The following is a 14,802-nucleotide window of genomic DNA, read 5'->3' as shown; positions in this document are numbered from 1 at the left end:
ATCCTCTCCTATTCCTTTATAATGTTTTTATAATATTCCTCTATGATTTTTTCATGATTTTTCATTTCAAAAACATATTTATCTTTTATTATATTTTTATTTATCTCTTCAAGAATCTCTCTATTATAAATTAAATTCTTTATAGTTTCTTTCATTAAATCTTTTTTAATTATAATTCCAGTTTTATTATTTTTAATTAAATCTTTAGAACCAACAGTATCAGTTGCAATTATAGGAATTGCATTACTGAGGCCTTCGAGTAAAGTAAATCCAAAAGTTTCTTTCCATAAACTTGGTACAATTAATATATCATTATTTTTCATGATACTAGATAGTTCTTTTTGCATATACCTTCCATTTAAATGAATATTTTCATTTCCAAAATCAATTTGGTAATCATTTCCATATATATTTAATTCCCATAAAGAACTATTTATCTCTTTTAAAACATTTATAAGATATAAACAACCTTTATATTCATCTAATGACCCTAAAAAAAGTATTCTTAATTTTTTATTCTTAAAATCTTTTATTAATCTATTATCTTTAATACTTGAATGTGTTATGGAAATAATATCACCATTTGTTTTACAAAACTTATTATAAACATCTTTTGTTATACTACTATTAAAATGTAATTTATCAAATAGATTTAAAATTTCTATATAATACCCTCTTAATTTTTCATATTCCGAATTTTTTTCTAACACAGAATCTCCATTTAATACTTTATTGCTTTCTTTTTTTAAATCATTTTTCTTTACATTTTTTCTAATATACTTAATTATTGATGATTCTTTAAATGTTCTATAAACACCTGATTGCATTATCTTAATTTTTGTTATACTATATGAATTTTTATTACATTCATAGCACATATTTAAGCAACCATTACATTTTAAAAAATTAACTTTAGGACATAATCCATAATAATCATGAGTAGTAAATATAATTTTTATTTTTAATTCTTTCGCTGCTCTTATAAATTCAATTGGTAAACCCATAAGTGTATGAATATGTATAATATCTGGATTTATAGTATTTAAAAATTTTAAAGATTCTTTCCTACAATTTTCTATAGGTTTTATAAATTCATCAATATTCTCTACACCACCCATTAATGGAACTGGTTTAGGATTTAAAATCTCAAAAACTTTAATATTTCTAAATTTTTTAAATTTTTTTATTTTAAATTTATTATTTATAGTATATCTTCCAGGAAACAACAAATAAATTTCCTTATTTTTTGATTGCTCAATCATTAAATCAGTACTATATTTTGTTAATCCTCCGCTCCTATATGGCGGTAACCCTAAATTATAATGTAATATTTTCATAAAATTCCTTCTTAAACTAAATATATTTTTCAAGTATTTTCAATATTTTCTCAGCTTGTTTCTTTCTTGTAAATTTAATTTTATCTTCAAAATCAAAATTCATTTTCAGTAATTTTTTCATTGAAAGAACTATACTATTTATATTATGTTTTGAACACACCCCATATTTACTATTTATTAAATTTATTAGTGGCAAGTCTTCAGTAACAGCCAATATTGGTTTTTCAGCTCCAATATATTCAAAAACTTTCCCTGGTATAGCATACCCACTCCCTTTTATATGTGTCAAAATAACCGCTATATCAGAATTTATTAAATATTCAACAGCTTTTTCATGAGTAACTGTACCAATTATATTAATTTCTATATTTAAATTATCTATATCTAGTTCCTCTAAATCTTTTTGAGCTATATCATCTAGATAACCTACTATATTAAATACTATATTTTTTGATTCTTCTATTGAAAATTTATTTAACGCTAATATAAAATTCTTTATGTTTCTTCCTTTATAAATAGATCCAATATGGGCCAATGTTAATTTATCTTTTTTTAAATTTATTTTATTTAAATTTTCAAAAAGTTTTTCATTATAACCATTTTTAATTATACTTATTTTAGTTTCATTAAAGTTGTCTTTATAATAATCATATATACCTTCTGATAATACTATTAACTCATCTGATATATTTAACATTATTTTTTCAGCTTTTTTTAAAACAAACTTAGGATTTCCACCTCCTATATTATGATTTAAAATGTCCCTTACTTCTGTAATAATTTTAACATTTGATAGCTCTTTCTTTATGCACTTTGCAATATATATTGGATATAAATCTGGTACCGTTATATAAACTAATGTTATTCTTTCTTCTCTTATATAATTAATAATTTCATTAATTGTATCTGAGTTATCTTTTAAAAATTTTAATTCACTCAATTTATACCCTCTAGCTAACTTAATTAAAAAACTTTTTTTTAAAAGACTTTTTAATTTAAAATACTTTTCTTTATAATTATTTGATTTAAAAATACTTTCTCCAGTATAATATTTAAAGTTTTTTATACAAAGATTACTAGTATTTTCACCAAACTTTTTATCATTAATAACTATTACTTTATATCTTTCTTTATAATATTCCATTAACTCTTTATATCTTACAGAAGCAACAACTGGTGCTCCCTCAATGTAATCTGATATGTAAATAAAATTTTTCTTCATATTAATCCTTTCTTCCAAATAATTCCTCATCTTTTATATTAGATAAAATTATTCCATATATAATCCAATTAGTTGGATTAGAAAAATATCCACCAGCTATCTGATAAGAAAAAATATATATTATTAAAGATAATTTCAAAATTGAATTATTAATTTTAGCAGAAATTAAACACTTTATTAACAAATAAACTAAAAAAACAACTGCTAAAACCCCAAGTTCTGTTATTACATACATAAATGAGTTAGCTATAACTTCTACCAACCCAAAATTACTGTATTCTATAATAAAATTATCGGTGTTTGCATTACTTAAACCAACACCTAGTAAATTTGTATTTTTCAAAGCATTTATCATAATATTCAAACCTATATCAAACCTATAATTAACTGAACCATCTTCTCCTGAAATTATACTCAATCCTCTTTGAACTATATAACTATCACTAATTTTATAAAAATTAAGATATATAATAACTATAGAAATTAATATTATAGAATATGCAATTAAAAGTTTTTTATAACTATTTAACTTAAAACTTTTAAATAGAATAGGAATAAGCGCCAACATTAAACTTATAATAGCTCCATAAGCAGATGTTAATGATAAAATTATACTTAAAAATATAATTATACAAAAATCTTTCTTGTTAATTATTTTTTTTGTATATATTTTAAAAACAAATATAATAATAATAATAGCAACTTGAAATCCTAATTCACTTGGCTCATAATAAAAAAATCTTAATCTAACTTCTTCAAAAGTATTTACATAATCATTAAGTCTCCATAAAATATTATTATTTCTTAATATTAAAGCAAATACTAATATTATAAAAAATATATATGATATATTTTTTATAATTTTATTTATATTTATAAACTTTATTTTTTTAATAATATAAAATAATAAATTAAAATTTAATATCAATTTAAAACTTGATACAAAATATCTAATTAAATCTATTGAAGTATTAAGAAATATAATCTGTATTCCAGTGTAAAATAATATAATATAAATTACATATAATAATTTAATTAGATATTTTTCCTTTTTAATTAAAGATTTTATTAAAAGAATTAAACTTAAAATATAAAATAAGTCTAAATTTGCTGATAACACTTGTTTAAATACATATATTAAAGATACTAGCACTAAAGTTCTCCTTTTTTTAATTTATATTTTCCATATTCAATAGGAATGTTTAAAACTCCATTTTCTTCTTTAATTACTTTTCCTTTAGGTGTTATTATTTTATTATATTTATCTGATTTTATCGATATATTTTTAAATTTATAGTCTTTTAATTCTTTTATATTAAATTCAAATGTATCATTTTCTATAGTTAGTTTCAAGTTATCTCTATAATATACATAACTAGCCAATTCTGAACATGTACAAAACCATACATTTTTATCATGCAAATAACTAAATATTTTAATTAAACTTAGCTTATCATCATATATATTTGGTGTTTGTCTTCTTCCATCATCTCTAGCTGGTGAAATATGTTCTTGTATTGAAATAACTAAATTATTTTGTAATAATTTATCTATTAATTTCAACTTTCTTTTTATAAGTAAATTTGGAAAGATTTTTTTAATACTTTTCTTAAGAAAATTTCCATTTAAATTATATATTCCAGTTAATAATCCACCATTAACTGTTGTCGGTATATCAATCACTTTATTTTTCCCAAAATATTTAACATCATTATTTGTAATAAAATTTTTATCACCTCCATTAAAATTAATTTTCATACTATTCTTTTTAATATCATCATATACATCTAAGTTACAAAACCTACACCACCAAATAAATCCAGATTCATCTATACTTTCATCTGAAAACTCATTGCTTATATATCCACAATATTTACCCCCTAAAGGTAATTGCCCAACTGCGTCATTAAATATACTTACTCCTAATGATATTTTATCTAGTGCTTCATTTAAATCTTTAAATAGTGCCCACTCTTGTATAAAATCAGTATTTTTAATTCCAACTCTCCCATGATTTGTGCCATGATAAGCTAATTCATATTTTTTACAGTTATGCAATTCTCTAAAGAATTCTTTAGATTTTTCATCAAAATTTATTGCTCTAGATATAGACTTTATTTTAGAATTCTTTATCATTCCTACTCGTTCTCCAACTGGTACAAAAAAAGTTGTTTTTACATTCTCAAACTTTTCTAAAATATCATTTTCTAAATATGTAATTGATGATTTTTCATGTCTTTTAAAAAATCCCCAATCTTCACCAATATCTAAACTATCATTGTTATTTGAATCAACCCATACATTAGCCAAATCATCTATCATAAATATAACAGGAGATATTGCATTTTTATACCATTTACATATTTTCATTCTTTAGCACCTTCTTCTTTATTAAATAAATTATTTTATAATAAACTTTTTTATCTATTATTTTTAAATAATTAGTTATAATTGCCCAAATTAAAATTATAAAAATACATAATAATAATTCCATTAATAAATTAGTATTGTTATATGTTAATATAAAATAACTTAAATATAATATAATGCTTATTACATAAAACTTTACTATATTTTTATTAAGATTATATCTAAATTCACAACATCTTTTAGAGACTATTTTAAATAAAATATTAGATAAATAATATGATATTATTGTTGCTATAGTTGCCCCATACATTCCTGCAAATGGTATTAAAATAAAATTTAAAATTATATTAATAATTCCTGATAAAATCATTATATAACAATCAAATCTAGTTTTATTGCTTATGTAAATTCCTAAACTATAAAATTCACTTTTTCCATAAATAAAATATGAAATAAGTATTAACGGTATTATTTTATAAGCATTTATAAATTCTACTGGTGAAGTTATAATTATTATTAATTTTCCTAATATAGAAATCATGAACACAACTGCTATTCCAATAATATTATATTTATAATACCATTCATTTAATTTTTCATTAGCATCATTATCTCTATATATTTCAAATTTAAAAGGAGTAAATACCTTTTTAAATGGTAATATAAATAAAGGATCTATAAGTGTCCCAAATTTATACCCTAACGAATATATTCCTGTTATAGATAAACCTGAAAAAAATTCTAAAATATATCTATCAGCTAAATTTAATACAATTGCGGAAATTCCTGAAGGTATTAATTGTATACTATACTTCAACATATTCTTTAACATTTTAAAATCAATTTCTAATTTAAATTTATTAATATTCTTAAATATTAAAAATGCTAATATAATACAATTACTTATTACATATCCTTTATACATTCCTAAAATACCTTGATTAACTATTGCTACAAAGTATACTATTAATGTTAAGTTCAGTATTAGCTTAAAACATTCTAACTTAACAACAATTTTAGCTTCATAATTCATTGAGTATTCTAATATCATTAAATATATAATTTGTTCTGTAGCACATCTTATCAAAAGCAAGAAAAAAATTAAGTTTAAATTTTCCAAAGAAAGTATTTTATTTATATAAAATTGTGATATAATCATGTTTACTATTATAAAAACAATTGAAAATATAATTGAAAAAGTTAATGTAGTATTCATCAATCTTTTTTTTTCTAATTCATTATATGTTTTATAGAATCTTATATATCCAGAATTTATTCCTAAAATAATAAATACACTTATTAAACTAAAAAGCATATCTATTAAAGCTAATTGACCATATCCATAAGTTCCTAATTTGTTTGTATAGAGTGGTATAAATATAAAATTTATAGATTTTGATAAAATTTGTCCGAAAGCATATATAAATGCTGCATTTTTAACCTTTTTCCCCATACTACACCTTCTTAAGTAAATTATTGTATAATTCTAAAATATCTTTAGAACTATCTTGTATTTTTATATTATCTAAACTATTTTTATAATAATCATAATTATTCTTTACATTATATATAATATTAGCTAATTCTTCATTATCATGATATAAAATAGTTCCATTTGGTCTAATACAAACATCAGTGGCAATAGCAGGTGTTTTCATATATATTGATTCTGCTAAAGAAATACCAAATCCATCTACAATAGTTGGTCTGACAAATAAATTAACTTTTCCAAATAAATCAAATATTTCTTCATTTATTGGTTCATAAAAAAATATATAATTTTGTAGTTCATTATCTAAAACTTGTTTTTTTATAAATTTATAATATTCTTTTTCCTCAATAGATTGATTATTTGATTCCATAATAATCATTAGCACTTTTATATTTTCACCTTTTTCTTTAAGCTTTTTAGTTGCATTAATCATAGATTTAAATCCATATAATTCCTTACCTTCAAAAAACCTTATATTCCCACTCATTAGTATTTTAAAATCATTGTTATTAAAAAAACTTTTTAAATTTGGTCTTTCAATATTATTCTCAGAAATACATGGAAAAATAAATGGATTTATATATTTAAGTTTATCTCTATTTTTTACAATTTTATCAAAGAAATTCAAATTATTTTTATCAACAAATATTGTTGCATCTATATCATTTAATGTTTTTATTAACATTTTTCTTATGAAAATATTTGAATTTTTGTATTGATTAACCATACTTTGTCCATGAATAGTTAAAACAATTTTTTTCTTAAAAATTATCTTAATTAACCATAATAAGGATCTTATATACTTATTTATTGTATGAAAATGAATTAATTCACTATTATCTTTTCTTAATAATTTAAATAAATTTTTATATCCATTTAAAGGAATTATATTTTCAGATATATTAATATATGTTTCCTCATTTAAAACTTTAACTTTTAATCCATTATTGTATAAGAATCTTTTTAATCTTTTAATATGTATAGATATACCCCCTATTGGTGGTGGATATGGTCCTATAATAGTAATTTTCATATTAACTCTCTCCAATTTAAAATATAATTAAATACACTGAATAAAGAAATTAATCTTTCCTCTACTGGTTTTTCTTAGCTCTTTTACTATCCTTACATCAACATCAAATCTATCTTTATATTTAGATTTAAATGCTAAAATTATAGAATTTTTATCATTATCCTCAAATTTTTCATTAACAATAACATCAACATACAAATGTCCTATGTTTTCTTGAATTATTTGTCCAGCTAAAATCTTATTTATTACACAATCTAGTATTTTATATGATCCTGTAAAAACTATTTTATTACCTAGTTTATCAATAATATACTCTTTTTTTCTACCTTCTATCTTATTAACCTCTAATTTTCCATCTATAAAATTAAAATCTTTAACTAAATCTCCGGTTTTATATCTAATGAAAGGCATAACATAATTGTTATAGCCAGAGCAAACTATCTCAAAACTCCCATCATCATTTTCTTCTAATTCAACGTATCCATAATTCGGTATAAAAGTGTATTTATTTTTATTGTTTAACTCTGCTAAGCAACAATGTTCCGTATGACCATAAAAATCAAATATTTTAGCATTACAAAAAACTTTTTTAAAGATATCTATTTGCATACAACTTAAATTTTCTGATGCACAAATTATCAATTCTACATCCTTATTTTTTAAATTCATGCTAATCATCTTATTAGCTAATAATTCTAAAGCACTTGGATAGGCCTTTATGCACTTCGCCTTGTATTTAATTAATTTTTTTATGTAGAAAATACAACTTACATCATTAAGCATATAAGTAGACATAATAAGATCATTTGTTCCTCTTTTTTTTCTCCAATATATATTTTTAGCTTTTTTTTTATCTATATTTCTTACTTTATCTCCTCTTAAAATTATTGTTCTCATATCTTTTTTATATCCATTCTTGCTAAATATATAATCTATAAATGCATTTTCTCTAGCTTCATTATAATATTTAAGACTTAAAAATTCTAAAGGCTTGCCTGTACTTCCACCAGTGGATAATTTAATTAATTTTGATTTATTATTCTTAAATTCATTTGATATAAGATTATTATAATTTTCGTTTATTATTCTTTTATCTAATAAAGGTATTTTTTTTATTTCAGATATATTTTTCATATAATTAGGATTAAAGTTTATTGAATTAAATAAATTATTGTAATATGGTACATTTTCAAAAGCATATATTAATAATTTTTTTAATTTTTTAAATGAAAATTCTTCTATTTCACTTGAATTCATTATCTCAAATCTTTTTATTTCATTAATAGTATTCTTATATATTTTTTTATATTTTCTACTTTTTATTAATTTCTTAAAAATTTTATTATTAAGAAATTCTAATGGAGCAAAAAATATTTCTGGTATTTTATCTACAAAACTTTTATACATAATACTCCTTTCAATCAATCAATTTTAATTTTAAGCTACAAAAATTTTCTTTTGTCGTAAAAGTAATTCTCTTTGTATCTTCTAAAACACCATATCTCGCAGAAAATTTACCAACATCAACACAATATTCCATATCAGTTACTATTTTCACTTTAGAGTCAATTATAATTTCATTATTTATAATTTCAACACAACAATTTTTAGCTAAATTAAAATTGATAGTTTTCTTATACTTTTTATTATCATAAAATATATCATTTAATAGTAATATATTATTTTGTATTTCTATATTCCTCTTGTGAACAATTCCTTTAGATTTAAAATATCCATAATGCTCTCCACTAAAAAAAGTTTCATTGAAAACTAATTTTTTAGAAAAAGTTCTTTCCTTTAAAGCAAATAAATTATCAAAATCAATTAAATTCTGCTCCTCATTTTCTATCTGAACTGTATTATGCATACATGTACTTCTAAACTTATTTCTCATTTCATAGTTAGAATTATACACATAAGTACCAGGATCTATAAATATTTCCTTTCCATCAATACTCAATATAAAACTTAATTGATCATTATGACTATGAGCACCTTGCCCTCTAAATGATAGTTCCCCACATCTTATTAATAATTTAAATCTATTATTCTTTAAAATATAATATCCACCATAATAATATTGAGTTATATTATTAAAAAATTTCTTTTCTAATTTATCATTTTCCTCAAATACAAATTTACTATCATAATATTTAATTTTTTCATTTCTTATAAAATTATAATTTTTACTACTATAACCATTAAATAAGTCTATAATATAATCTATACAATACTTTTCTTTTGAGTAATAATTACTAAGTATTATAAATCTACCATCATCATTATCACCTAATAATGGAATTGTATTATCTTGATTTGATATATTATATAAAAACTCTACCATTAATTTTAATTTATTATCAAACTCTTTACTAAATCTATATCCATTTTTTTTTGCAAATATAGCTGTAAATAAAAATAGTTCGGTTACTAACTTATGATAAGAAGTTGACCCCTCATAGCTACTTCCATCATTATTCACTTCATTCTTCATTTCATTCTCTATTTCTTTAAAAGAAAATTCTAACCATTTTTTCGTTTCATTGTTAAACCCTTTAAAATATATTGCTATCCAAAATAGCCCACATATGTCTGAAAGATAATGGTTAGACTTAATTCCATCAACAATTTCTAAATTTTCAAATATAAACTCTCCATGCTTATATAGTATACCATTTATATTAGGAATTTCTTTTTTTAAACTTTTACTTTCTTCAAAAAATTCTAAAGAAGTAATTATATTTACTGCCCTTATTGCTACCTCCATAGCACATGTCCAATTTACTGACATTTTATATGGGTTATTTTTTTTCCAATCATTTATTATTGAAACAAATTTATTAACAAATTTTTCATTATTAGATAATATATATGCTTCTCCAATAAAAACCAAATGATGTAATCTAGATATTTCCCAAGGTATCTTTACATCTGCCTTAAAATTTTTATCAGTTAATTGTATATTTTTATAATATTTATTTTTCCAATAAAAATTGTTTAAATAATCTTTATTCCACTCTATTTTATTATCTGTTTCACATATTTTTATCCCTAAAAACTCTAATTTATTATCTAATACTTTATTAGCTATATTAATTATCTCAGTTTTATAGCAAATATTTTTTCTTAAAATATTATTATCTAATAGTAATCTTTTTTTACTGCTAACAAACTCTAATTTATTATATAACTTTTCCTTAGTAATAAGGTATTTTAAATATTTAAATTTTTCATATAGTTTTTTCTTTATTTTTATATATAATATATTAAAACCATCTTGTTTCAGTATTTTTATAATTTTAAAAAACATATTTTCACCCAAAATTTATTTACTCCAATTATATCCTTCTTTAAATACTCCATTTATAAACAAACCATTTTTTTTAATTTTACTATTCACCAAAGAATTTGCTGATATTACTGTGTTTTCTCCAATAAAACTTCCTTTTAAAATAGTAGAATTACATCCTATCCATACATGATTATCTATATATATATTTTTTTCTTTAACATTTTTAATACCTTTTTTTATCAAATAATGATAATCTGTATCTAATATATTTACTCCCCATGAAATAGCACATTTTTTTCCTATGTGAATATTTTTTAAACATACAATTTTAGAACACTCATTTATATAAGAGTCATTATTTATTTCCAATTTAGCTCTATTTGCAATGACAACTTTACATCCTTTACCTATAGAAACATTTCCATCAATATTAAGAATACCACTCTCATTTATCTCCAAAATTGTATGTACTAAAGTATTATGTTCTATTCCTATCCTTAGAACTCCATTTTTAACAATTATTTTTGACCCTTTTTTTAAATATATTTTGCATCTCTTTCCAACTAATATTTTAGATTTAAATTTTATTGAATACCAAATAGTTTTTAAAATAGACAATTTAAAAATTTTCATAATACCTTCCTATTTTAATAATTAAATAAACTTTCATATAAATTAATTATACTATTCCACTGATAACTTGATATAATTCTTGCTTTTGCTTTTGAAGATAAACTCTTAATATCTTCTTCACTTAAATAATCAACAGAATCTATAAGCTCAGCTAAATTTTTATTTTCCTTCGAAAAATATAAAGCTCCATCTTCTCCAACCTCTTTATTAAAACCAACTTCTAATAATAAATTCAAATCAGTGCTTGCTAAAGCCTCTAATAAAGATGGGTTAGTTCCTCCCACTTCATGTCCATGAATATAACCATATGCGTCTTCTCTTATCTTTTTTAATATCTCTTGATCATAAACCGTTCCTACAAACTTTATTCTTTTATCTAAATTAAATTTAGTTTTTTCTAAAAGCTCATTATAAAATTTATTTTTTTCTACATTTGTAACTATAACTAAGTCTTTATTAGTATTTGATTTCATAAATTCTGTTATTACAACCTCATAGTTATTTTCAGGAACAAATCTTCCTACTATCAAATAATATTTTTTCGGTAATACATTTTGTTTTTTATACCAATCTAAAAGTTTATTATCATTATCTTTAATAATAGATTTTTTACATTCAGCACCATATGCTATAAATGTTGTATTAGGATTATATTTTTTATAATCTTCTTTTATATACTTTTCTATATTTTTTGAATCACATATTAATAAATCAGCATTTTTCACCATTAGTTTTTCAGAAATTTTCCAATACTTTCTTATTAGATAATTCCATTTAGCTCTCTTCCATTCATGGCCATCTGGATTAACATAAATCTTTACACCTAATTTACTAGCTCTTTTTTTATACTTAGATAAAAACGGTCCTATTCTGCAAGCTAATATATATATTAAAGCATTTTTTATTTTTGTCTATGTAATCTAAACACATCTTTAATGCTCTTATATCATAAAGTACTGCTTTTCCAGCACCTAAGTTAGGAACTTTTACATTAAAACATCTTGCCTCATTATATGTAAATTCATCAAAATTATTACTTAGACATGAAACATGATATTTTATATTAGTACTTTTTTTATTACTTGTTAATTTGTCTACAAAAGTTTCAAACCCTCCATAATTAGCAGGTATACCTTTAGATCCAATTATAAAAATATTTTTCATTTATTTTTCCTTTCTATAACTTATATATTCCATTTAAATTTCTCAATATATTTTTAGTATCAAAAATTAACTTTCCCTCAAGCATGTCTTTAAATTCTTTTATATGATCATGTGCTACAAGAACTACTACCAATTCAATATTATCTAAAAACTCATTAAAATTATTATATTGATTTTCAAATATTTTTTCTTCTATCCAAGGATCATATAGTTTTATTCCTTTTACAAAATATCGTTCTAATTTTTCTAATATTTGAAGTGTTGGACTTTCTCTTAAGTCATCAACATTTTCTTTATATGTAAGCCCATATAAACCAACTTTTGATATATCAGTTATTCCATTTTCATTCATGATATCCCTTATTCTATCTATAACAAAATCCGGTTGTGAATCATTAACCTCTCTAGCAGCCTTAATTATATTTACTATTTCAGGATAATCCCCCACTAAAAACCACGGATCTACTGATATACAATGTCCTCCAACTCCTGGACCTGGAGTAAGTATATTAACTCTAGGATGTTTATTAGCTATATTTATTAATTCATAAACATCCATATTCTCTTTTCTACATATTCTTGAAAGCTCATTTGCAAAAGCTATATTTATATCTCTAAATGTATTTTCAACAACTTTTGAAAGTTCAGCTGTTTTAATATCTGTAACAACTATCTCACCCTTACAGAAAGTTTCATACCATCTTTTAACTTCATAACCTATTTCAATATTATCAGAACCTATAGTTCTTGAGTTATTTTTCAACTCATTAACCATATTTCCTGGTATTATCCTTTCTGGAGCATGTACTAAATGTATATCCTCTCCAATTACAAACCCTCTATTTTCAACTATTGGCCTTACAAACTTATCCATAGTACCTGGAGAAACTGTTGATTCTATTACAAGAATTGTCCCTTTATCACAAACTTCTAATACACTTTCTACTGCAGAAATAACATACCTAGCATCTAATTTTTTGCTTTCTTTTATATATGGTGTAGGTACAGTTATTATGTATTTGTTAGTTTTAGCATACTCAGTTGAAAACTCTATTCCTTTATTTAAAGCCTTCTTGTATAAGTTATACAGCCCATCTTCTTTAAAAGTAACTCGTCCATTATTTAATGTATTAACTATTTCTTTGTTATAATCTGTTCCTATGACTTCAATTCCTGCACTTGCAAATGATAATGCTGTTGGCAAACCTATATATCCTAATCCAATAATATTTAATTTTTTCATTTTTCTTATCCCCCTAGTTTAAATTTTCTAATATTATATCTATAATTCTTGAACAAGCTTTTCCACCTCCGTAAGGATTATCAGCCTGTGCCATTTTTTTATATAAATTTTCATTATTTATTAATTCATTTGTTATATTAAATATCTTATCTTTATCTATTCCTTCTAATTTAACAGTTCCATCTTTTACCGCTTCTGGTCTTTCTGTATCTGTTCTTAAAACTATAACTGGTTTACCTAAAGCTGATACTTCTTCTTGAATTACACCTGAATCAGTCATTATTAAATAAACTTTATTCATTAAATTTGTAAAATCTACAATCCTAATTGCTCTATCAAATGAATTCTTTCTTTATAGCTATCAAAATACATATGTGCTAATTCTTTTATGCTAGAATTATTATGCATTGGAAATATAACTTAAACACTGTTATTTCCCTTTGTTAATTTAGTTATAGCCTCAAAAATATTCTCCATTAGTTTTCCCTAATTTTCTCTTCTATGAGTAGTTAATAAAACAATCTTTTTATTTTTAAAATCTATTTTATTTAACACATCTTGTTAAAATTTACATCTATCATCAATAATACTTAAAAGCACATCTATAACAGTATTCCATGTAACATAAATTTTTTCTTCACTAACACCTTCTCTTAATAAATTCTCTTTATTAGTATCTATATGTGAAAAATGCAAATTAGTTATAACTCCCGTTAATTTTCTGTTAGCTTCTTCAGGAAAAGCTGATTATAATTCATAACTTCTAAGCCCTGCTTCCACATTCCCAATAGTCACTTTATTATAAAATTCAGCTAAAGCTCCATTATATCTAAATCATACCGGGGCTTTATACTAGAAATTTCCAACACAGAATCTAACATTTCTCTATGTTATGCTGTTACACAAACTATAGATTCAAATCTATTATCTTTTTCTAAAAATTTAACAAGTGGAGCCATTTTTATAGCTTCTTGTCTAGAAGAGAATACACTAATTACTCTTATTTTATTCATAAT

General features: G+C 22.1%; 10 protein-coding genes and 2 pseudogenes. All 12 read right to left on the bottom strand.

What is annotated here, in order from left to right; genetic code table 11:
• Positions 1 to 8: 8 nt before the first annotated feature.
• The 12 genes and pseudogenes from CPF_RS02395 to wecB all read right to left on the bottom strand — a co-directional run bounded on the left by CPF_RS02395 (position 9) and on the right by wecB (position 14,799).
• The gene (locus tag CPF_RS02395) at positions 9 to 1,337 is read right to left on the bottom strand and encodes a glycosyltransferase (RefSeq protein WP_011590215.1); all 1,329 of its coding nucleotides are present in this window, start codon (positions 1,335 to 1,337) and stop codon (positions 9 to 11) included.
• A gap of 16 nt (positions 1,338 to 1,353) precedes the next feature.
• On the bottom strand, positions 1,354 to 2,577 hold the full coding sequence (locus CPF_RS02390; protein WP_041702594.1) for a glycosyltransferase: 1,224 nt from the start codon (positions 2,575 to 2,577) through the stop codon (positions 1,354 to 1,356).
• A complete protein-coding gene (locus CPF_RS14820; protein WP_148194389.1) occupies positions 2,561 to 2,977 on the bottom strand; it encodes a hypothetical protein in 417 nt (138 codons plus the stop codon). The genes CPF_RS02390 and CPF_RS14820 overlap by 17 nt, the downstream gene beginning before the upstream one ends.
• A 734-nt stretch (positions 2,978 to 3,711) precedes the next feature.
• Positions 3,712 to 4,929, bottom strand: a complete 1,218-nt coding sequence (locus CPF_RS02380) for a hypothetical protein (protein WP_011590212.1) — start codon at positions 4,927 to 4,929, stop codon at positions 3,712 to 3,714.
• Positions 4,916 to 6,382 (bottom strand): lipopolysaccharide biosynthesis protein, encoded by a 1,467-nt coding sequence (locus CPF_RS02375; RefSeq protein WP_011590211.1) that lies wholly within the window; start codon positions 6,380 to 6,382, stop codon positions 4,916 to 4,918. The genes CPF_RS02380 and CPF_RS02375 overlap by 14 nt, the downstream gene beginning before the upstream one ends.
• 1 nt (position 6,383) lies before the next feature.
• A complete protein-coding gene (locus CPF_RS02370) occupies positions 6,384 to 7,454 on the bottom strand; it encodes a glycosyltransferase family 4 protein (protein WP_011590210.1) in 1,071 nt (356 codons plus the stop codon).
• Between the two features lie 27 nt (positions 7,455 to 7,481).
• The gene (locus CPF_RS02365; protein ID WP_011590209.1) at positions 7,482 to 8,861 is read right to left on the bottom strand and encodes a phenylacetate--CoA ligase family protein; all 1,380 of its coding nucleotides are present in this window, start codon (positions 8,859 to 8,861) and stop codon (positions 7,482 to 7,484) included.
• Positions 8,862 to 8,871: 10 nt separating this feature from the next.
• Entirely contained in the window at positions 8,872 to 10,764 is a 1,893-nt protein-coding gene (locus CPF_RS02360) for an alginate lyase family protein (protein ID WP_011590208.1), read from the bottom strand.
• Between the two features lie 15 nt (positions 10,765 to 10,779).
• Positions 10,780 to 11,379 (bottom strand): acyltransferase, encoded by a 600-nt coding sequence (locus CPF_RS02355; protein ID WP_011590207.1) that lies wholly within the window; start codon positions 11,377 to 11,379, stop codon positions 10,780 to 10,782.
• Between the two features lie 14 nt (positions 11,380 to 11,393).
• Positions 11,394 to 12,543 (bottom strand): annotated as a pseudogene (gene cps2T, locus CPF_RS02350) (beta 1-4 rhamnosyltransferase Cps2T).
• Between the two features lie 13 nt (positions 12,544 to 12,556).
• Complete coding sequence (locus CPF_RS02345) at positions 12,557 to 13,786, bottom strand: nucleotide sugar dehydrogenase (protein WP_011590206.1); 1,230 nt, start codon at positions 13,784 to 13,786, stop codon at positions 12,557 to 12,559.
• Positions 13,787 to 13,799: 13 nt separating this feature from the next.
• A pseudogene (gene wecB, locus CPF_RS02340) lies at positions 13,800 to 14,799 on the bottom strand (non-hydrolyzing UDP-N-acetylglucosamine 2-epimerase).
• Positions 14,800 to 14,802: the final 3 nt, after the last annotated feature.

Origin of the sequence: Clostridium perfringens ATCC 13124 (genome assembly GCF_000013285.1) — a bacterium.
Classification (GTDB): domain Bacteria; phylum Bacillota; class Clostridia; order Clostridiales; family Clostridiaceae; genus Sarcina; species Sarcina perfringens.
The sequence above is the reverse complement of the archived record's forward strand: the minus strand, read 5'-3'. Positions and strand labels throughout refer to the sequence as shown.